The sequence below is a fragment of the Acinetobacter sp. YH12068_T genome (assembly GCF_024606005.1).
Taxonomy (GTDB): Bacteria; Pseudomonadota; Gammaproteobacteria; order Pseudomonadales; family Moraxellaceae; genus Acinetobacter; species Acinetobacter amyesii.
This window is the reverse complement of record NZ_CP094555.1, coordinates 119,559-140,489: the sequence shown is the minus strand read 5'-3', so window position 1 is coordinate 140,489 and position 20,931 is coordinate 119,559. Positions and strand designations below refer to the sequence as shown.

The window sequence follows — 20,931 nt, the reverse complement described above, 5'->3', positions numbered from 1 at the left end:
GCTGCGACTTACTTCGGTTGACCTTGAGCATTAAATTGGCGCCAGTAACCCTCTAACTTCAGCTCTTTCAAGGCATTATTTAGATACTTCGGCTCATACCATGTTTTGGTATCCACATCACGACGGATTAAACGAGCGTCTTTGGCAATTTTTAAAGCACTGTCAATTTGTGAACGATGGAATTCATCGAGTAATGGTGTAGTACGGTCTTTTAAATTCCAGCCATCCCACGTTTTTTGATAATCCACCAACGGAATGCCACTTTGAGCCCAGAGTTTATATTGCGCACTACGGTTGGCTTCTTGAGAACTCCACTGCGCCTGTTTAATCAGTGTCGTCACGACACGTTGCACTACCTCTGGATATTGTTTTTCAAAACTTTCTGTCACCCAAAAGTGCGCAATCGGTGCAACTTTGGGATCTTTAATTTCAACTAAAGTTTTCGCCACTCCACGCGCTTGCAAACTAAATGGTGAAGTAATCGTGGCATCAATATCACCTGTCGCTAAGGCCGTACGTGCCGAATATGCATCTTGCGAAATCACTCGTAAATCACGCTCTGTTAAATTGTATTTCGCTAACACACGGTTAAAGACGATCTGACCATTGGTGCCTTTAAAGACGGAGAATTTTTTGCCTTTGAGATCTGCAAAGGATTTGGCATTAGAGCCGGCAGGCACCACCACATAAGTTGGGCCAAAACGCCCTGTTGAAAACAACACTTTTGTTTTTAATCCCGTCGAACGTCCAACCAATGAGGGCAAATCGCCATGCAATGCAAAGTCAACTTTGCCATTAGCTAAAGCTTCGTTAGTTGCAGGTCCAGCCCCGGGGAAGAACAGCCAATTCACCTTAATGCCATCTTTTTTAAATTCTTGTTCGAGCACACCTCGTAAATGTGCTGTAGCTACAAAACTACCGCCCACTTTGGGTTTACCCCCCTCACCCGCGCCTGATACAGAAATACGAATTTCTTTGGGATTGGCAGCATGCAATTGAACACTTAAACCAAGTGCTGAAAGTGCCAAGAATGTGGCTGCGATTTTTTTAGAAAAGTTATTCATATCGAATGTCCTTAATGATTTAAATTTTTGAATTAAAAGGTGTACTGAACTTGAGCTTGCAGCTCATTGGTGTCTTTTTGATTTGCCGTTTCGACATCAAACAGGTAGTGATTCAGCTGTAATTGGAATTTTGTGGTTTGCGCAAAAAATAGGTTTAAACCCAAAGAGTGAATGTCATATTCACCAATACGACCGCTCGCGGTATCGAGATAGCTTGCGTTGTTTCTATTCGGGTTATAGCGGTCAAAACGGTAATAGCCTTGGACTGACTTTGGCCAGAAATCATCAAATTTGGCATTGGATTTAATACTGTTGTAGAACTGATCGCCCAAGGTGTAAAAAGCGGTAAAAGTATGCCCTTCCGCTTTGGCTTCTTTGATGTCTTGGGCTACGGTGTCGACATAATCGGTCTTGCCTTGCAGATATTCATAGGTCACGCCAAATGGGGCGTGGTTATAATAAATATCGAAACCCAAACGATCGCGTTTTGCAGCATTATCAGTGATTCCGCCGGCTGAAATTTTCGATTCGCCTTTGATATAAGAGGCCCCAAACTTCAACTCACGGAAAATGCTGGCGTAGTCCACTGGCAAGGTAAAAGCCACACGACCGATATAATCTTTGCCGTTGTTGTCATCCGCCTTATTACTGGCATTCCCATTGGTTACCCCTAAGGCATACTCAAACAGCGGCGCACGGTAGTTCGATGCAAAGTCGACAAAAGGTTTGGCATCTCCACGGACGATAAATCCATTTTGACGATTAAACAGTCCTAAAAAGGTCGAAGCTGCAGCGGTACTAATGGTTGGACGCAAATCTTCAGGAGACTGCACATCTAGACCAAAGGGCAATAACTGCTGACCGAGCGTAAAGTTGAGTTTGGCTGTTTCGGGGCCCGCATTGGTGGCAAAAGCGTTATAGCGAACAAAGGCATCCAGTAAATTAAAGTTACTGTTATTAGTGCCATCATTGCGTTTGCCATAACCAAAGGACAATTGATAATCGAGGTTTTTGCCTTCGTTATAATCACGAAATAAATTCCCGCGCACACCGATCAGCGCAGTCCCAATATCAAATGTTGATTTGGTTGCACCCAACACACCCGTTTCATCGAGCGCACTGGCACGTAGTTGAACCGTGCCATACAGGGTTGTGTCACGGGTCGATTTGGTGGTTTGACGTTCATATTGACGTGACTGATCGTACTTATAGTTTTCAATATCTGCACGTAAGCCGTCGATATCTTCGGATGTTGCTGTGGTTACTTCTGAAACCTGCGTTTCACCTTCAACATCAGCGACGTTGGTCGTATCGTCTATCGTCACCGCGGCCGTTTCGACGACTTTACTTTTCGTCGCACCAGATTCCACTGCATTTAAGCGTTTTTGCAAACTCTCAATTTGTTGTTTTAAGCTGCTCAGTTCTTGCTGAAGTGCTTCATCCGATGCAAAACTCAGCTGACTGGTTGCGGATAAAATCAGTCCGACCGCAACGGTTAATGTGGTTTTTTTCATGATTTGGTTTCACTAACATTTTTCCCAAAGCGCAAAATCCCCCAACCCCATGCAAGGTGCATGAAGTGAATGTACTGCGTGGGTTTTTTAAAAATTAATCTGAGTGGTCGTAGGTTTTATTCAACTTATGCACGACCAAAACTCGAAGACAGCTTTTAGAATTTAAGCGCGCATCATCGCGAGTGTCATAGCACAACAACATGCCTGTTGTAGGACACGAAAAGCAGAAAGATATCGATGCGTAAAAGTACTCATAAATGTTCCATACAGTGGTGAGTTTTGTTCACTCTAATATGGCAACAACTGTGCCAACATTTTAAGTAATTATTTTTTAAAGTTTTATTATTTAAATCTGATAAATTCTGTTGGTTTTAACACCAAAAAACTGTTGGTTATTCAACAGTTGATTATTTCAAATCATCAGTTATTTCCATTTTTATATCTCATTTTATGAAATAAGAAATACGCTTTGGGCTTTTAATAACTGATGTTACGCCTGTAAAAGTAATTTTGGATTTTTAAAATGATTTTTAAATCTATTCGATGCAGTCTTACATCTAGGGATTGAATAACGGGATTAGCCTTCGGCTGGAGGTACTCTTACGAAACGTTGTTTCTCATTCGACAAAATGAGAAGCGTGCTTCGCAAGGAAACCATCTTGCGGTGCAATACACCTCACCGACAAAACTCGTTCAATACCATCAAATGATTCAAAGGATCGCAAAAACATTTTTGATTAAAAGTCGTCTTGTCTCAAACAATTGCGGATGACACTACCTCGTATCGTTCTTTTATTTGGATCAAATTGTGCTTCTGATATTACTAGAGCATAAAAAAACCCACTGACGTGGGCTCTTTTCAATTGATTTTAATTACCGCTTATTGACCAAATTTAGTCGCCATGGCAGTTAATTTTTGATAACCCGTCGGTAGCAAACGTTGAATTAAATCAATCGCTTTTGCATCATTACCAATCAATAAACGGCGCTTATCTTTTTGTACTGCTTCAATGATTTGACGAGCCGCTTCTTCAGGTGGACAACGCAAGAATTTATTAAACGATTGTGCCGATTTTTGTGGGTTCATGCCTAAACTTTTCAAGCTGTCATTCATTTTTGCGGCATTGGCAATATTGGTACGAATCCCGCCCGGATGTACACATAGCGCACTCACGCCACAGTTTTCAATATCCAATTCTTGGCGTAAAGATTCGGTAAAACCACGTACTGCAAATTTAGTGGCATTATATGCCGACTGTGTTGGCTGTGCTGTTAAGCCAAACAAGCTGGAAATATTGATGATATGACCTTCACCACTTTGCTTGATATACGGTAAAAATTCTTTGGTGCCATAAACCACACCCCAGAAGTTAATATTGACAATCCACTCCAGCTCTTCGTAGCTTGCCCCTTCAACGGTCGTACCCAATGCCACACCCGCATTGTTAAAAATCATATTCACCGAACCATGATCTTTAACAGTCTGTGCTGCCCATGCTTTCATTGCTGCAAGGTCTGACACATCGAGTTTTTGCGTCGTTACACGTACATTGCTGGCTTTAACCAATTCAACGGTTGCCGCAAGCCCCTGTTCATTCACATCACTTAAAGACAGATGACACCCTTGTTTCGCCAAAAGCACTGCCAATTGCTGACCAATACCTGAACCTGCACCTGTAATGGCAGCCACTTTATTTTTGAAGTTTTTCATTGTGATTCCTTATTCCTTTATGCTGCCGCTTGGCTTTATCACAGAGTGATCTCATTTGCCAATGTGTGCAGTTTGTCGACTTAATATAGTTTTGACAATACATATTGTCAATGTCATCTTGGGACGTGCTAAGCTGTTGAAATCGCCAATGCTTAAACATAGGTTTAAACTGAAATTATTGCTAAAATAAGACAAAATTCTGCTTTAGTTCAGCGTATATTTTCATGACAGATGCAACAAATCACACAGAACAACAACAGGCAAAAAATGTGAAGGAACGTCAATTTAAAGGGCTTTCTCTCAGTGAACGTAAGCAAGCGCGACGTGAAAAACTGATTGAAGCCGGTATAGAAGCCTATGGAACACATGGCTTTTTTTCAGTGACTGTGAAAGATATTTGTTTGGAAGCCAAGCTGACCGAACGCTATTTTTATGAATCATTTAAGAAAAGTGAGCAACTGTTCCAGACCATCTTTTTAAAATTAATCGATGAACTGCAACAAAATGTGATGCAAGCCATCATGCAAGCATCTACCGATTCTAAAAAAATGATTGAAGCGGGTTTAACCGCCCTATTGTTAACTTTAAAAAATAATCCCCGTATGGCGCGCATCATTTACATCGATGCCATGTTGGTACAAGAGCTACATAACCAAGCCACAATTCATGAAACCATGATGCGCTTTGACCGTATGATTCATGCCTTTGTCATGCTCATGATGCCGAATATTGATCGTTCAGAACGCGAAATTTCAATGGTCGCAACCGGTCTCAATGGTTATGTCACCCAAATCGCGATTCGCTGGGTCATGAGTGGTTATAAACAGCCGATTGATGAAGTTTTATCGTCATGTAGCGTGGTCTTTTTGGCCTTGTTGGATGCTTTTTCTGAAAAACCCAGGAAATAAATTCTGAGCTCAACACTGATCTTTACAATTTTTTGAATGATTTTTTTATGACAACAACATGATGCAAAGCCCATGTTGTTGAATATTTCAGGATTTAAATTGTCACAATTTCTTTCTAAACCCCAATGAAAGATCATTTTTGCAATGATACTGTCATAATTAATCTTTGTAATAAGCCTGTCATAAATATAAAACGGTCTACCGTTTACATAAAATAGGGTATTGCGCTGTGAAAGATGACTATATTTTAATCGTCGACGACGAACTCCCGATTCGGGAAATGATCCATACTTCACTGGATATGGCTGGTTTTCAATGTCAGCAAGCTGAAGATGCCAAACAAGCGCACCAAATGATTGTGGATCAGCGTCCTGCACTGATTTTATTAGATTGGATGATGCCTGGCGGCGTGAGTGGTGTAGACCTATGTCGTCGTTTAAAACGCGATGAAAATTTGTCAGAAATTCCAGTCATCATGCTCACTGCGCGCGGCGAAGAAGACCATAAAGTCCAAGGTCTGGACGCGGGTGCAGATGACTATATGACCAAACCCTTTTCCACCCGTGAGTTAGTGTCACGCATTAAAGCTGTGCTGCGTCGCTCAAATGCATTGGGTGGTGAAAAAACCATTGATGCCAATGGTTTAATCCTCGATCCAGTCAGCCAACGTGTCAGCTTTGGCAACACCATTTTAGATATGGGACCGACTGAATATCGTCTACTGGCCTTCTTCATGACTCATCCTGAACGTGCCTATACCCGTGCTCAATTATTAGATCAGGTTTGGGGTGGAAACGTGTATATTGAGGACCGTACCATTGACGTGCATATTCGTCGTTTGCGTAAAGTTCTTGAACCTTTCCAAGCCGATCGTTATGTGCAAACTGTTCGTGGTACAGGTTACCGTTTCTCTACCCGTGCAGACGCTGTGATGGGTTAGTCATTTTAGGTCTTTAATTTTCTATGTACGAACCGTATCCCGTCCCTGAACTTGCCAGTGAACATAAAAAATTCCGTTACAGCAGTTTATGGACTTTTGCCAAGCAGGATTTAAGACTGCTGGCATTTTTCCTGCTCATTGCTGCACTCATCGGCTTTGGTATAGGGTACTTATGGATCTGCATCTTAGTTGCCTTTGCAGTGTTCTTTGCATTGCAAATGCGTTCGCTGTACTTGGTTAACGAATGGATTTCAAATCGTCCCTATGATGTCCCGCCAAATTTAGACGGTATTTGGGGGGCTTTACTCTTTAATGTATACCGTGCGCAGCGTCAAGAACGCATCGTACAAGCTGAAATGGTCGGCCTAATTGACCGCGCTCAATCTTCCTTGGTGGCGCTTGCTGAAGCTGTGGTATTGATTGATGAATTACACCAAATCGAATGGTGGAACCCTGCCGCAGAAAAGCTTTTAGGGATTCAACAGCTTGATCAAGGGCGCAATATTTTAAGTATTTTAAGACAGCCTAGTTTTATCGAATACTTTACCAATATCGATTTAGCCCCCGATGGTTTAAAAATGAAATCATCGGTACTTGAAGACCATTATGTACAAGTCAAATTAACCCGTTTTGGTCGCGAAAGTCGTTTATTGGTGGCTTATGACGTCACGCGCATGCATAACCTTGAGCAAATGCGTAAAGACTTTGTCGATAATATTTCACATGAGCTACGCACACCACTTACGGTTTTAAGTGGCTATATCGAAACCTTTACCGATCAGGAAGATTTAAATCCACGCTGGAAACGCGCATTCGATCAAATGCAGTCTCAAACCCGCCGTATGAATGCTTTGGTTAATGACTTGTTATTATTATCTCGTCTGGAAAATGATAAAAAAGTTGCTAAAAATCAAATCATTGAAATGCCCAGCCTAATGAACCAACTATATGACGATGCACATGCTTACAATGTGGATTATGGACATACACTGAATCTCGAGATTGATAGTCACTGTGACCTGATCGGATCAGATATGGAATTGGCAAGTGCCTTTAGTAACCTCATCACCAATGCAATTAAATACACCCCCAAAGGCGGTACTGTGACCATTGGGTGGCATGATGATGGTACGCATGGTTATTTTACCGTTGAAGATACGGGTATCGGGATTGACCCGAAACACTTACCCCGTTTAACGGAACGGTTTTACCGTGTGGATAGCGCACGTAGTCGCCAAACGGGAGGAACAGGTTTAGGTCTTGCCATCGTGAAACACGTTTTGATGCAACATCAGGCACACCTTGAAATTGAGTCCAAAGAAAACCGTGGTTCGCTGTTTAAAGTAGTCTTCCCTAAAGAACGCTTGTATCATGTGAGCTAAGCGGAATTATCCTGCCGGTCTTGCTGTGCTTCCAACTGTTGTTCTTGTTGTTTGGCACGGCGATATGCAGGACGCTGTTGCATCCGTTGTAAGAAAGCCTGAATTTGTGGATATCGCCCTTGAGTTCTGGTCATGACGGCTTCTAATGGAAACGTCATCTGAATATCCGCAAAGCTAAACGGTCCCGCAAAATATTCATTTTCCGCTAAATGTTTTTCTAAAAACTCGATATGTTCTTTTAAGCGAGGTCGTACAAAACCTTTTTTGACCCCATCACAAATGCGATTAGCTACGGGTTTGATGACCCAAGGTACATGGCGTGGCACATTGCTCATGACCAACTGCATCACCAACAACGGCATTAGAGAACCTTCGGCATAATGCATCCAAAAGCGATATTGTTGTTTTGAATGTTCCGCCTTGGCTGCAAAAAAATCATGCCGATCATACTTCTCTTGTAAATACTCCAAGATCGCTGCAGATTCTACCAAGACCAGTCCATCATCCTGCAATATGGGCGACTTCCCTAAAGGATGGATGGCTTTAAGCTCAGGGGGAGCAGACAAATTTGGCTGGCGCAGATAAAACTGAACCTGATAATCCAGTCCTAATTCCTGCATTGCCCATAAAATACGAAATGAACGAGATTTTTCTAGATGATGTAGCACCCGCATGGGTTCATCTCCTATATGAAGTCTAAAATTTTCTTATTTCTGGCAAGCCATTATTATTTTGAAGTACTTAAATCATAAAAAGTGTCAGATCACTGCTTAGGGCTATATCAAAACTAAATTTTGCACAGTACAGCAGCGACCTGCTTTTAAATTAAACTAGAGTAGTTTTAATGTCTACACTGCGCAATAAAGTTTTTGTCACTGGGGTTTTTTCACAAATGGACAAGATTTTTTGCTCTAATTCTGCATCCAAGGACGTTTGAAAATGCAGGCGTCGCTCAACCCATTCAGCTCCTTCACGGTTCGCACAAAAGTCTGCCTCGACACGAAACTCACCCAATTGGATTTGTTTATGTGCTGCATACATGCGCAAGGTAATCATGGTGCATGAGATTAAAGATGCGCACAGTAAATCATACGGTGCTAAACCTAAGTCCCCGCCGCCAAATGATTCGGGCTTATCGGTAATAAGTTGATGTTTTCCACTCTGAATTTCACCTGACCACGGTGCTTGTAAGGTGTTTACTGTTGCCGTTGCGACGATACCCATAATGACTCCCTCATGGTTATGCCGCACCATTTTCACCACAGGTACGGCTGTTCATTTTTATTTTTAAGTTAACGTGATGGACGCATTTTATCAGGGAAAGCCGGTGCTTCTAGTCGTGGACCATCATAGTCTGGAATAGAGCCAAAGCGTTCGTCCTGATTAATCCACTGCTCACGGGCAATATTCAATTCTTCTTGTGTGCGCCCCACAAAATTCCACCACAGCAAAATCGGTGATTCAAAAGGTTCACCTCCTAATAATAAAACACGGCCACCTGCATGTAGGTCAATTTTGACTTGGGTTAAGCCCGGCTCAAGTACCACCATATTGTCTTCATTTAGCTCGTGACCATTGATACTGGCAGTCCCTTCGAGGGCCATAAAGCCATATTCAAATTTTGGATTGAGCGGCAGGACGGTACTTTGACTTTCCGAACTACGCAGATCGACACCCAATAATTCACTATGTACTTTTACCGGCGATTTAGTCTGTAAAAATTCACCCACCAATACCGTCAATTCAATCCCGTCTTGTGTCACCACAGGCAACTCTGGGTAATGGTCAAACTGGGGCGCCATATTGATTTTGTCATCTGGCAATGCAATCCAAAGTTGCGCAGCATGCATTTGCGTTTCAGATTCTGGAGCAACCTCAGTATGCGAAATACCATAACCCGCCGTCATGAGATTGACTTGTTTGGGCTGAATTAACTGATGTGTGCCCAAACTGTCGGTATGCATCATGGTGCCATCAATCATCCAGGTAAACGTTTGCAAACCAATATGTGGATGCGGCCCAACATCTAAGCCATCACCTTGCGGAAAATGCACTGGACCGGCATGGTCAAGGAAACACCATGCACCAATCATTCGTTTATGACGACTCGGTAAAGCACGTTTTATCACTGTGCCTTGACCAATTTCAGCACGGCGCAGTGGAAATTCTTGAATGAACTGATTGACGTATTTTTCACAATCGTCGGAATGAGATATTTCTGTGTAATTGGTATTGGTCATATTCTTACCCTAAATTTGGCTAAGCCGATGCAAGGACTATCGGCTAGAGCTATGCATTTTTTCCATTATATCTGCATTAACTCAATCTTCTTCAGCTGTCATTAATACGCTGAATCACAGAGATAGGACAATCGTTTTTTTGTTGCCTAATATGACATACAGCATAACAGTTATTGATGCTTATTTAGACAATACCCAATGCAAAATTACTTGTTCAGATCACGTGAAATGTAAATTTAAGTAACACAAATTAACACTCACTTTTGACCGAACAATACCAAATAATTCACAAATCATTGAAATAACGTGTTTAATTTTAAATAAAAATAATATAGATTATTTGAGTTACACAAACTTACATACAAACCATGCTCACCCGTCGGTAATCTTGCATGATCAAAGAGTATAAGAAAGAATCACGTGCACTGATCCAAAATGCCTTGAAAGGAACCGTTGTTCGCGTTCCTGCTCAATTTCGTCAAGAATTTTTCCACTATCATCGTCATCAACTTTTTAAATTCTTTTTGCAAGTCAACATTGTTGCACAATTGGCCTATCTCTCTTATGCCATAGCGGATTGGTTTATGTTGCCCGATGTGGGTTTGCTCGCGATAGGCTTAAAAACGGCCTATACCTTACTGATGATGGGCATCACATGGGGCATTTATACATATAGTAAGAGCATTTTACTCTTTGACTTGATGCTTCCCCTATCGATCGTTGGTGCTTCTGCGCTGTGGTTTAGCCTACTCAATTTATCCAATAGCCCCGATGTGCCGATCTATTTATATGCATCTTTGGTTTTTATTGTGTTAGCCAATTTATGTGTGCAAATCCGCTTTAAGGCTGCTGTGCTCATTTCTCTGTGTATCAGTCTAATTTTACTGATTGGGTATATTTCGCCATTTCTGGCAATATCCATCAACTGCAACTGTTTATCTTGATCTATTCGCCCGTGTTGTTATTTAGTTTGTATATCAGTTGGAATTCAACGCAAAAATCCAGAATTGTATTTTTACACAGTAAACTCGATCAGTTGAACCGTGAAGCGCTCAATATTATGGCGCATACCGACGTGCTGACCGGCTTAAACAATCGCCGTCAATTTATTCAACTTGCCAATTATCATATTCATCATCAGTCCAAACCGTTACAGCCGCTTTCATTACTGATTTTTGATGTCGACAAATTTAAAAATATTAATGATCAGTTTGGGCACTATATTGGTGATCATGTTTTACAACAAATTGCCGAAACGTGCCGACATACTTTACGTAGCCAAGACATCATTGCCCGCTTCGGTGGTGAAGAATTTATTATTCTTTTACCGCAGACACACTTGCGTCAGGCTCAAGATATTGCGGAACGTCTACGACGGGCAATAGCCGATGATTATTTAGAACTTGATACACTACAAAAACTTAAATTTACCGTTTCAATTGGTGTTGCCGAATTTGGTCAAAAAAACCGAGATTTACAAAGTGTAATTCGCATGGCCGATCAGGCACTTTACCAAGCAAAATCTGCAGGAAGAAATCAAATTTCAACTTATAAAACAGCAAGTTAATAATATATTTTGTAACATTCATCAGACGATTTTTTATCATTCATTCGAAAAATCCCTAGTTTCAGGTAGATATTTTTGTATATTTTTTATTCATAATTTTCCTAAGCCATTTATGGAGAAGGGACATGTCTGTTGATGTACGAATGAGTTCTCGGACTAATTCGTCTGCTCAGGAAGTTCGTAAAAATCATAATCATACTTTGAAACTTTCTGAGTGTGATCTTGCCAATCGTGCCGAGATTGAACAAGCCATTGCAGATCCTTTTGCACGTATTCCTACGCAGTTTAGAAACTATTTTCTACAACATCAGTATGCCCATCAGTTACCTTATTTACGTCAAGTGAATTACATGGCGCAGATTACGTTTCTTCTTTATTTCTTTGCTGACATTTTTATTATCCCTGACATGTTCTTTTGGTCAGGTCTTTCTCGAGTGGCCATGATTATTGCTGCCCTATTGGTCAGCTTCTATCTGTTTAAATACAAAAAAGATATTCGTGTGCTCGACATGATCTTACCGATTGGGACGGTCTGTAGCACCGCGATTTGGATTGGCTTATTATTGGCTTCAGATAGCCCAATGGTCTCGTCCTATATCTATGGTGCAGCGATCTTTATCTTAATTGCCAATGTCTGCGTACAAACACAATTTAAGCCAGCCTTGTATTGTTCGGGTCTCATTTCGCTATTGGTATTTTTTGCGGTGAGTCAGCTTTTATCATGGCAAGAAGCACTGATTTTTGTGGTGGTGTCTATTCCTGTTTGGATGATCAGCCTGCATATGAGTTGGAACAATACACTCAATGCACGTCGTCATTTTTTACGTACCCTGCTTGATGACTGGAATATGCATACACTGAAAAATTTAGCGCATACAGATGAGCTCACCCAGTTATACAACCGTCGTCAGTTTGTTCAGTTGGCTGAGCACCGTATTCATGAATGGCCAACGCCTGCAAGTACTTGCTTATTGATGTTTGATGTCGATCATTTTAAACATATTAATGATAATTACGGGCATGATGTTGGTGACCAAGTACTGCAATGTATCGCTGAAACCACCCGAAAAGAAATGCGCCAAAAAGATGTCTTGGCTCGTTTTGGTGGTGAAGAATTTATTGTGCTTCTGTCTGAAACGCAAATACAAGATGCAATGTTGATCGCGGAACGTATTCGTTTAACGCTTCAAAATCAATCTTTGCTGAATGTCGCAAATCACTCGATCCAATTTACCGTTTCCATTGGTGTTTCACAGCTTAAATCACATAAGCAAAATTTAACTGAACTGATTAAGCAAGCGGATATTGCCCTGTATCAGGCAAAAGAAAATGGCCGTAACCGTGTAGAGCGCTATGATTCAAGCATGAAACCCGAACGTAAATCAACGAAGTCTTGGCAAAGCTTTACCCATAAAGCAAAGCCTAAAGCTGAACCGAATAATAAAAGCGATAGTAGTTGGTCAATTGTTTATAAATAGAATGTTGAGATATAAAAAAGGACGCCGAGGCGTCCTTTAAGTTTATTTAAAAACTATCTTCATCAAAACGGTCTTGATCTATTTTATAAATATGGAAACTTCTTTCAATTTGAATACCCAAGCCAAATTCAATCATGAGAGATGTAAGCTTGTCTCCATCAATTAAAACAATGCCTGATTTCTTTGCTGACTCAATTGCTTCTTTACTAAAACAAGAAGTAGTAATAAATACGCCCTTTTTCGCCACTTGATCAGCCAAAGCTCCCTTAAACTGTTGAATGTCAGGGCGCCCCACCGTATTTTCCCAACGTTTAGCTTGAATATATATTTTATCTAAACCTAAACGATCTTCACTGATAATACCGTCAATGCCGCCATCACTGGTTTTACCTATTGCTTGGGCTGCGTCTTGATGTGAACCGCCATACCCCATTATTACCAACAAATCGACAACTAATTGCTCAAAGAATTTGGGTGAATTACTTTTAATTTTATTTAATAGCTCATCTTTAATTGTTTGATTAAGCTCCTTTGATGATTGTTCGATTATTTCTGCAGGCGTCAAATGTTCTGTTTGAATAGATGTAGCATGCTCTTCTATTAGAACTAGATTTTGAATATTTTTATTATGGTTAGAACCAATTTTATAATCAGAAAACCCTTCAAACTGCATCAAATACTGATTAGTTATATTGGATAAGCTGGACAAATCAATAGACCAACCTAAAGTACTTAATTCACAAAGACCACGTGATGGTTGTTGTATCAAACCTGCTTTAACCAAATATGTTTTCGCCCAGCCAACACGATCATAAAATACTGTTTTTGTACCACTAGATAGCCTTAAATTTAAATCAGCTTCAGATAACCCAGATCTTTCAGCTAAAATTTTTGTGGCAGAACTTAATTTTATTGCCTCTTTTTGTTCTGCTAAAAGTTTCATTAATGGAAGCATCAACTGATCGTATGTAGGCAATGACATTTAACTTGCTCTTTTTAAAATAGTATTTTTCATAATTATAAACAAAAAAAAGGACGCTGAAGCGTCCTTTTTTTATTAGAAATATTTAGGTTTCCCTAAATAACCTCAAGCATAGCTCTCGGTGTAATTTAGGCAAGAAACGTTGTTTCCTGAAATCCAAAACTGCCGCGAGCGTAGCTCTTGGCGTAATTTAGGCAAGAAGCTTCGCTTCTTGAAATCCCTAAATTACTCCCATTCAATCGTAGCAGGTGGTTTAGACGATACGTCATAAACAACACGAGAAACTTCTGCAATCTCGTTCATGATACGTGTAGAAATCTTGTCTACAAGATCATAAGGAAGGTGTGCAAAACGTGCAGTCATAAAGTCCACCGTTTCTACAGCACGAAGCGCGATCACCCATGCATAACGACGGCCATCACCTACGACACCCACAGATTTCACAGGTTGGAATACAGCAAATGCTTGCGCAGTTTTGTCATACCAGCCGCTTGCGCGAAGTTCTTGCATGAAGATGTCATCTGCTAGACGAAGGATGTCAGCATATTCTTTTTTCACTTCACCAAGGATACGTACACCTAGACCTGGGCCTGGGAATGGATGACGGTAAAGCATTTCAAATGGAAGACCAAGTGTTGTACCTAAACGGCGAACTTCATCTTTGAACAAATCACGGATTGGCTCAACCAATTCGAATGCTAAATCTTCTGGTAAACCACCCACGTTGTGGTGTGATTTAATCACGTGCGCTTTACCTTGTTTGCTTGCCGCAGATTCAATTACGTCTGGGTAAATGGTACCTTGAGCAAGGAAGTTCACACCGTCAAGCTTACGTGCTTCTTCAGCAAACACTTCAATGAATTCACGACCGATGATTTTACGTTTTTTCTCTGGATCAACTTCACCAGCAAGTGCTGTTAAGAAGCGATTTTCAGCGTCGGCACGAATCACGCGGATACCCATGTTTTTCGCAAACATATCCATCACTTGCTCGCCTTCGTTCAAACGAAGTAAACCGTTATCTACAAATACGCAAGTCAATTGGTCGCCAATCGCACGGTGTAAAAGTGCAGCTACAACCGATGAATCGACACCGCCTGAAAGACCCAATAGAACTTTTTGATCACCAATTTGCTCACGAAGTTGTTCTACGCGAAGATCGATGATGTTTTCTGAGTTCCACAAGTTACGGCAACCACATACGCCATGTACGAAGTTAGACAATAACTCAGCACCTTTTGCAGTGTGTGTTACTTCTGGGTGGAATTGGATACCGTAGAAACGACGTTTTTCATCAGAAACCATCGCTACTGGGCAGCTTGGTGTGCTGGCAGTGATTTGGAAACCTTCAGGAATTTGAGTCACTTTATCGCCATGACTCATCCATACTTTTAATTGGTCTTTGGTATCTTCAAGATCACCAATTAAAGCATCACGGACTTTAATATCAACTTCTGCATAACCGAATTCATGTACAGTACCTGGCTCAACTTTACCGCCAAGCTGTTCTGACATGGTTTGTAGACCATAGCAAATACCTAAAACAGGTACACCAAGTTCAAATACAACTTGTGGTGCGCGCGGACTACCTTCTTCATGAACACTTTCTGGACCACCTGAAAGAATGATCCCGTTTGGGTTAAATGCACGAATGTCTTCTTCAGACATATCAAATGCGTACATTTCTGAATAAACACCAGCTTCACGTACACGACGTGCAATAAGCTGACTATATTGAGAACCGAAATCCAAAATCAGGATACGGTCTTCAGTAATTTGGGTATTGGTAGTCATGGCAAACAACTATGCAGGCAACGAATATAAGCGCCGTATTCTAACATTTTTCTTGGACTTTCGCACACTATTCGGACAGGGGCAAAAATCCCAAGCCAAACGGTGTTTTTTACAACACATTTCAGGACTTTACCCATCCGCTTTCAATCAGCGGTAGACATGAAAAAAGCGGCAGAAGGCCGCTTTGATGGATGCTCGGACTCATGACAACTTTATTTTGATTTTTCAATCCAATGATCAAAACTAAATTGACCAGCACCATGCAGCATGAGAAATAATAAGCCGCCAGACATCGCCAAGTTTTTCATAAAGTTAATGCCATCTTCTGCACCGCCATGAAATAAAAATGCAGTGATTAAACTAAATACGGTTAGACCTAATGCCGCAAAACGTGCTTGAAAACCAAACAATAAAGCTAAGCCACCACCCAACTCAACTAAAATGGTGATTGGAAGTAGCCCTGCCGGTACACCCATTGACTCCATATAACCTGCGGTTGCAGTGTAAGCCGTAATTTTGCCCCAACCTGCCACAATAAAAATATAAGCCATCAAAATACGTGCAACGAGACTGATCACTGCATTGATTTGAGGCTGTTGACTTAGATTTTTCACCACTAGATTTGGATTAAACATACTGAAACCTATTTTTAATACTGTTCAAAAGATGTGCTTAGATTAGGTCGTTTCTTATTCTCTTTAAATATGCTTTTATAATACTCATCATTTCATATATAGAACGATTTTATTGATAATTAATTACGTTTTAATACTGACTTTGCTGCCCCAGACTGATAGCATCAGACCACTATTTTACGTATATACGCCCCATGGAACTGATTGATTTTATACTACATGTTGATGACCATTTACTCGAGTTCATTACCAATTATGGCGTATGGATTTATGCAATTCTGTTCCTGATTATTTTTGTTGAAACCGGTTTAGTGGTCATGCCCTTTTTACCGGGTGACAGTCTTCTGTTTGCAGCAGGCGCGCTCGCTGCGTCAACAGGTGCCATGGATCCGTGGGTTTTGGTGATTTTGCTATTTATAGCGGCAGTCTTGGGCGACACGCTGAACTACCATATTGGTAAATATATTGGCCCACGTGTCTTTGAAATTGAATCACGCTTCATTAACCGTCAACATTTGGTGAATACGCAAAAATTCTTTGAAAAACATGGTGGTAAAACCATTATTTTTGCCCGCTTTATTCCTTTTGCACGAACCTTCGCGCCTTTTGTCGCAGGTGCAGGCAGCATGAACTACAAGTACTTCCTGACTTTTAACATGATTGGTGCGATTTGCTGGGTTGGCTCATTTATCACTTTAGGTTATTTATTTGGCAATATGCCAATCGTGAAAGATAACTTCACCCATCTGATCTTTGGCATCATTATTATTAGTGTTTTACCGGGTGTGATTGGTTTTATTCGAGCAAAATTAAAGAAATAAACCGATGTGGTGAACACCTTTAAGCAAAAAAGCGCAAAACCACAGGGAACATACATAAAATCAGCATCAGGGCCGATCCTTTATACAGAAGATCGGCCTTAATTTTTTGAGTCTTACCCGCCAAAATCGTCCGTCCAAATGACATCCAAAACAACGCAACAGGCAGCAAAACCACACTAAATACAGCGAAAACCAAAATAAAATTTAATGGGCTTACCCAAGTTTCAATCGGGAAAATACCTGCAGCAAAAAGCAAGGCTTTCGGATTTTTTAACGAGGAAATGAATAATTCACGTGGTTGAATTGAAGGATGTTTTTGATTGTACTGATGTAAATGCGTCGATTTCCACAAATGAAAAGCCAACCATAAAACATAGGCAATACTGAGAAAATGCAGTAAGTGAATTAAATTCGGCCACACTGGAGCGCTTAAATGAATAATCAACGCCCACAAATTAATGGCATAGAAATAGCCCAATAATTCTGCAGGAATCAGCATGCACGTCTTTGCAATACCTTGTTGATGTGCAGAGCTTGCCATTAGTGCATTGCTAGGTCCCGGCGTCATCATCACCGCAATCATTGCAAATACAAAAAGCCAACTCTCAATCATAAATACCCAGACAATTTTTCAAAGCGCACACCTTAGCCGAAATGAATTTAAAAAAACAAGTACGCGCTAGGTCAGTTTTATCCTTGTACAAGTCAATGCACTCACGCTGAATGTTCAAGACCAGTAGGAGGTATTAAAATTTACGAATAATATTTAATTTAATTTTTTCATATATTTAAATATTTTATTGGCTCTAAATAGTGCAGTTTATTTGACTCAAAAAAAATGCCAGTAGACGCCTCGCCTACTGACAAATTTTATTACACTTTTCTCATAGCACAGGCCTAAGCCTCTGCTCATGATCCGTTTATGATTTTGCTGCAGTAGCCGAATTTGTGCGAACGATAATCGGACAACCCTTAAATTTTGCTGCCTGTACAATCGCTTCTTGCTCACCTAGAACGCGTGAAAGTTCGGTACGTTTGGTATTTGAAGATTGTCCCATATTGACCGAAATACTCGGACCAATTCCCCAACCTCCACGGCTGCCCCAGCCACCACCGAGGCCAACACCCACACCAACGCCTGTGCGCTTCGGTGTTTCTACACCATTTTGAATATAGTCGTGGATTCGGTTGTATTCACTTTGCAATTGTTGGCAACTCAAAGACTGATACTGTGTAGGTGAAACATAGCTTGGTTTAGGCGTACTTGCACATGCACCCAATACAACAGCAGTGAAAGCAACTAGACCACATTTAAGTGCATTCATACTTTTCTCGATACTACTTTTGCTCAATTTCATTGAACAATGATTGATAGGCTTGCGTCAATTTATGATCTGCAGCCAAATGGATTAAAGGTTGATTTTTATGATGAGATTCTTTCATCAGCACCGAAGGCGGTAACATGCTCTCCAAGACAGGAAGACCTTCATCTTTGAGTTGTTGTACAACTTCACGTGGTAACTTCGCCTGTGCTTGAAATTGATTGACCACAATGCCTTCAATTTCCAAACGATCATTATGATCATCCTGCGTTTCCAACACATTTTCGATCAGGGTCTGTAAGGCACGTTTTGAAAACACGTCACAGTCAAATGGAATCAGCACGCGATCTGCCGCAATCAACGCAGATAAAGTAAAAAAGTTAAAGGCAGGCGGTGTATCAATAAACACTCGATCATATTGACCGCTCATCTGCTGCAAAGCATCACGCAGTTTGTAAATTTTATGCTTAGATTCTAAGGCATGTGCCAACGCGCCTAAATTTGGACTGGCAGGAATCACATCTAAATTTTTAAACGGTGATTGATGTACATAGCTTTCTAGACCTTTAGTACGATTTTTTAAAATCGAACCAATGGCATTTCCCAACAAACCTTTACTTTGTTGCGTCCCCAAGACTTCTTCAAAATAATTTTCAATATTGGGTTCAAGTGCGGGCTTATCTGCTGAGTACGTCGCATCATCCCCCAACAAATATTGACTTGAATTGGCTTGAGGGTCGAGGTCAATCACCAAAGTTTTTAAACCTTGGTGCGCGCTTATCGCAGCTAAATTGACCGTAATACTCGATTTCCCCACACCACCTTTTTGGTTAAATACCACACGCGTACACATTCAAAACCCTCTAATCTTTGTTTTTCTACTCAAGCCTTGAAATCGGCCATGTGGATAAGCCATTTATCCAAAAACTGGTTTGATTATAACCAATGTAATGATGAAAATAAGTGCAACAGCTGCAATAAATAAGCCCGCACGGCGCTGAACCAATAATACACTGTCATCTTTTTTATACGCTTTAGATAAAGAAGACAGCAGCACCAAAAACAGCACAACTTTGGCATAGAACCATGGCTGCACATCAAAGTTCTTCATAAACAATAAGATAATTCCAGTCACGGCAATTAATGTCATTGAGCCATGTTGCAAAGCAACAAAAAACTTCCGCCCTGCCGGATTGGGTAAATTGCCCTGCGTCCCTTTAAACAACGTAAAAGCACGAATGAAAATGGCAGCACAGCCTAAAGCCACACCACACATATGAATGATTTTAATGATTAATTGCGTTTCCATGGCTCACCTTAAGATGACTTAGGTGCATGCGCACATTCAGGGCTAGTGGTGTCTTGACCTTTCCATTCTTCGGGTAAAAACGCATGAATGGCCAAGGCATGAATTTGCCCCGGACTAAGTAAATCACCGGCTGCGGCATAGACTTTTTGATGACGTTGCACCAAACGCAAACCTGCAAATGCCTCACTCACGATCACTGCTTTAAAATGCGACTCTTTACCTGGGAAATAACCTCCATGACCTGCGGACTCATTCACCACTTCAAGATGTGTAGGCGCTAATGTCTGTAGACGCTCAATTAATTGCTGTTCTAAACTCAAAACGGCTCTCCCAAATTCAAAAAAAGGTTCAACTGGTCTTAGTATAGCCTGTATTTGTTCAAGTTCTTGTGTCGCAAAGTTGCTGAAACCATCTGAATTGCATGATTTCATCAAAATGGAAGCCTTCGACCTGCAAAAATCTTCCAATTTTCAAACAAATTGTTTTTATTTTATGCAAACGATGCACAGTTTTTCATAAAGTTATTGACCTGAAAAATCCTTAATGTATTATACGTGGCTATGCGGGAATAGCTCAGTTGGTAGAGCATAACCTTGCCAAGGTTGGGGTCGGGAGTTCGAGTCTCCTTTCCCGCTCAAAATTTTTTCATTCGGTTTTTTATTTAAAAAATTGGATAGACTCCGCGGGAATAGCTCAGTTGGTAGAGCATAACCTTGCCAAGGTTGGGGTCGGGAGTTCGAGTCTCCTTTCCCGCTCCAAATTTTTTTCGATTCAGTTTTTTAGTAAAAAAACAGGATAGACTCCGCGGGAATAGCTCAGTTGGTAGAGCATAACCTTGCCAAGGTTGGGGTCGGGAGTTCGAGTCTCCTTTCCCGCTCCAAATTCAAAAAGCCCTCATCGAAAGATGGGGGCTTTTTTATTGCAGATTGAAAAACATCTGAATCAATTTATAGCCCTTTTTTAATCTTTGCATAGCTCTATGATATTGAGCATCTATTGGAGTTCAAGCTGATTGATCACCATTAATAAAAAGTATTAAAAAAAACAGCTAAGCCCCTGTCTTAGATATATTATTTTTAAAGTTGAATATCTACAAAGTTGCTAACACCAGATTTTCATCATCAATCCTCTTGTTGTTTTCCCTACATCTATTGTTTTAAATCAAACACTTATTTTATCTAATTTGCAGAATTTTTATGCAGATTAAATGCTAAAAAGACATTTTGCTAAGTTAAGAATAATCCATCATTTAAAGAATCACGCA

21 protein-coding genes and 3 tRNA genes are annotated in these 20,931 nt (G+C 40.7%); 10 read left to right on the top strand and 14 right to left on the bottom strand.

Annotated elements, in window-relative coordinates; translation table 11 throughout:
* Nucleotides 1-8: 8 nt before the first annotated feature.
* The 3 genes from MST18_RS00640 to MST18_RS00630 all read right to left on the bottom strand — a co-directional run bounded on the left by MST18_RS00640 (nt 9) and on the right by MST18_RS00630 (nt 4,289).
* Nucleotides 9-1,064, bottom strand: a complete 1,056-nt coding sequence (locus MST18_RS00640; RefSeq protein ID WP_180133301.1) for an ABC transporter substrate-binding protein — start codon at nt 1,062-1,064, stop codon at nt 9-11.
* 32 nt (nt 1,065-1,096) lie between these two features.
* Nucleotides 1,097-2,578, bottom strand: coding sequence for a carbohydrate porin (locus MST18_RS00635; protein WP_180133302.1), 1,482 nt, complete (start codon nt 2,576-2,578; stop codon nt 1,097-1,099).
* Between the two features lie 880 nt (nt 2,579-3,458).
* The gene (locus tag MST18_RS00630; protein WP_078194047.1) at nt 3,459-4,289 is read right to left on the bottom strand and encodes an SDR family oxidoreductase; all 831 of its coding nucleotides are present in this window, start codon (nt 4,287-4,289) and stop codon (nt 3,459-3,461) included.
* A 224-nt stretch (nt 4,290-4,513) separates the two neighbouring features.
* Here MST18_RS00630 and MST18_RS00625 point away from each other — a divergent pair, with 224 nt between their 5' ends.
* The 3 genes from MST18_RS00625 to phoR all read left to right on the top strand — a co-directional run bounded on the left by MST18_RS00625 (nt 4,514) and on the right by phoR (nt 7,519).
* The gene (locus MST18_RS00625) at nt 4,514-5,197 is read left to right on the top strand and encodes a TetR/AcrR family transcriptional regulator (RefSeq protein WP_111885789.1); all 684 of its coding nucleotides are present in this window, start codon (nt 4,514-4,516) and stop codon (nt 5,195-5,197) included.
* Nucleotides 5,198-5,426: 229 nt separating this feature from the next.
* Nucleotides 5,427-6,137 (top strand): phosphate regulon transcriptional regulator PhoB, encoded by a 711-nt coding sequence (phoB, locus tag MST18_RS00620; RefSeq protein WP_078194048.1) that lies wholly within the window; start codon nt 5,427-5,429, stop codon nt 6,135-6,137.
* A gap of 23 nt (nt 6,138-6,160) precedes the next feature.
* The gene (gene phoR, locus MST18_RS00615; RefSeq protein WP_180130820.1) at nt 6,161-7,519 is read left to right on the top strand and encodes a phosphate regulon sensor histidine kinase PhoR; all 1,359 of its coding nucleotides are present in this window, start codon (nt 6,161-6,163) and stop codon (nt 7,517-7,519) included.
* Here phoR and MST18_RS00610 read toward each other — a convergent pair.
* The 3 genes from MST18_RS00610 to MST18_RS00600 all read right to left on the bottom strand — a co-directional run bounded on the left by MST18_RS00610 (nt 7,516) and on the right by MST18_RS00600 (nt 9,759).
* Entirely contained in the window at nt 7,516-8,193 is a 678-nt protein-coding gene (locus tag MST18_RS00610; RefSeq protein WP_180133303.1) for a glutathione S-transferase family protein, read from the bottom strand. The two genes, phoR and MST18_RS00610, sit on opposite strands and share 4 nt — an antisense overlap.
* A 151-nt stretch (nt 8,194-8,344) precedes the next feature.
* The gene (locus MST18_RS00605; protein ID WP_180133304.1) at nt 8,345-8,743 is read right to left on the bottom strand and encodes an OsmC family protein; all 399 of its coding nucleotides are present in this window, start codon (nt 8,741-8,743) and stop codon (nt 8,345-8,347) included.
* Between the two features lie 68 nt (nt 8,744-8,811).
* Complete coding sequence (locus MST18_RS00600) at nt 8,812-9,759, bottom strand: pirin family protein (RefSeq protein WP_078194052.1); 948 nt, start codon at nt 9,757-9,759, stop codon at nt 8,812-8,814.
* Between the two features lie 392 nt (nt 9,760-10,151).
* Here MST18_RS00600 and MST18_RS00595 point away from each other — a divergent pair, with 392 nt between their 5' ends.
* The 3 genes from MST18_RS00595 to MST18_RS00585 all read left to right on the top strand — a co-directional run bounded on the left by MST18_RS00595 (nt 10,152) and on the right by MST18_RS00585 (nt 12,804).
* Nucleotides 10,152-10,703: a hypothetical protein gene (locus MST18_RS00595; protein ID WP_180133305.1), complete on the top strand. Its 552-nt coding sequence runs from the start codon at nt 10,152-10,154 to the stop codon at nt 10,701-10,703.
* Nucleotides 10,700-11,326, top strand: coding sequence for a GGDEF domain-containing protein (locus MST18_RS00590; protein WP_180133306.1), 627 nt, complete (start codon nt 10,700-10,702; stop codon nt 11,324-11,326). The genes MST18_RS00595 and MST18_RS00590 overlap by 4 nt, the downstream gene beginning before the upstream one ends.
* Before the next feature lie 143 nt (nt 11,327-11,469).
* On the top strand, nt 11,470-12,804 hold the full coding sequence (locus MST18_RS00585) for a GGDEF domain-containing protein (RefSeq protein ID WP_257227522.1): 1,335 nt from the start codon (nt 11,470-11,472) through the stop codon (nt 12,802-12,804).
* 46 nt (nt 12,805-12,850) lie between these two features.
* On the opposite strand, the gene MST18_RS00580 is transcribed toward MST18_RS00585, so the two are convergent.
* From MST18_RS00580 to MST18_RS00570, 3 genes are all read right to left on the bottom strand, one after another.
* Nucleotides 12,851-13,786: a restriction endonuclease gene (locus MST18_RS00580; RefSeq protein ID WP_078191511.1), complete on the bottom strand. Its 936-nt coding sequence runs from the start codon at nt 13,784-13,786 to the stop codon at nt 12,851-12,853.
* 225 nt (nt 13,787-14,011) lie between these two features.
* Nucleotides 14,012-15,580 carry a glutamine-hydrolyzing GMP synthase gene (gene guaA, locus MST18_RS00575; protein WP_078194056.1) on the bottom strand — a complete coding sequence of 523 codons (1,569 nt, stop codon included), beginning with the start codon at nt 15,578-15,580 and terminating at the stop codon, nt 14,012-14,014.
* 212 nt (nt 15,581-15,792) lie between these two features.
* Nucleotides 15,793-16,215: a DoxX family protein gene (locus MST18_RS00570; protein ID WP_078194057.1), complete on the bottom strand. Its 423-nt coding sequence runs from the start codon at nt 16,213-16,215 to the stop codon at nt 15,793-15,795.
* A 194-nt stretch (nt 16,216-16,409) separates the two neighbouring features.
* On the opposite strand from MST18_RS00570, the gene MST18_RS00565 reads away from it, so the two are divergent.
* A complete protein-coding gene (locus MST18_RS00565; protein ID WP_078191514.1) occupies nt 16,410-17,036 on the top strand; it encodes a DedA family protein in 627 nt (208 codons plus the stop codon).
* 19 nt (nt 17,037-17,055) lie between these two features.
* On the opposite strand, the gene MST18_RS00560 is transcribed toward MST18_RS00565, so the two are convergent.
* From MST18_RS00560 to MST18_RS00540, 5 genes are all read right to left on the bottom strand, one after another.
* The gene (locus MST18_RS00560; RefSeq protein WP_180133308.1) at nt 17,056-17,649 is read right to left on the bottom strand and encodes a LysE family translocator; all 594 of its coding nucleotides are present in this window, start codon (nt 17,647-17,649) and stop codon (nt 17,056-17,058) included.
* A gap of 307 nt (nt 17,650-17,956) precedes the next feature.
* A complete protein-coding gene (locus MST18_RS00555) occupies nt 17,957-18,361 on the bottom strand; it encodes a hypothetical protein (RefSeq protein WP_180026158.1) in 405 nt (134 codons plus the stop codon).
* A gap of 13 nt (nt 18,362-18,374) precedes the next feature.
* Complete coding sequence (locus MST18_RS00550; RefSeq protein WP_180133309.1) at nt 18,375-19,211, bottom strand: ParA family protein; 837 nt, start codon at nt 19,209-19,211, stop codon at nt 18,375-18,377.
* Nucleotides 19,212-19,274: 63 nt separating this feature from the next.
* On the bottom strand, nt 19,275-19,667 hold the full coding sequence (locus MST18_RS00545) for a SirB2 family protein (protein WP_180133310.1): 393 nt from the start codon (nt 19,665-19,667) through the stop codon (nt 19,275-19,277).
* An 8-nt stretch (nt 19,668-19,675) separates the two neighbouring features.
* Complete coding sequence (locus tag MST18_RS00540) at nt 19,676-19,987, bottom strand: BolA family transcriptional regulator (RefSeq protein WP_078191519.1); 312 nt, start codon at nt 19,985-19,987, stop codon at nt 19,676-19,678.
* 242 nt (nt 19,988-20,229) lie between these two features.
* Here MST18_RS00540 and MST18_RS00535 point away from each other — a divergent pair.
* The 3 genes from MST18_RS00535 (at nt 20,230) to MST18_RS00525 (ending at nt 20,547) form a co-directional block, all read left to right on the top strand.
* Nucleotides 20,230-20,302 (top strand) — tRNA-Gly (locus MST18_RS00535).
* A gap of 47 nt (nt 20,303-20,349) precedes the next feature.
* Nucleotides 20,350-20,425 (top strand) — tRNA-Gly (locus MST18_RS00530).
* Between the two features lie 46 nt (nt 20,426-20,471).
* Nucleotides 20,472-20,547, top strand: a tRNA-Gly gene (locus MST18_RS00525).
* Nucleotides 20,548-20,931 lie beyond the last annotated feature (384 nt).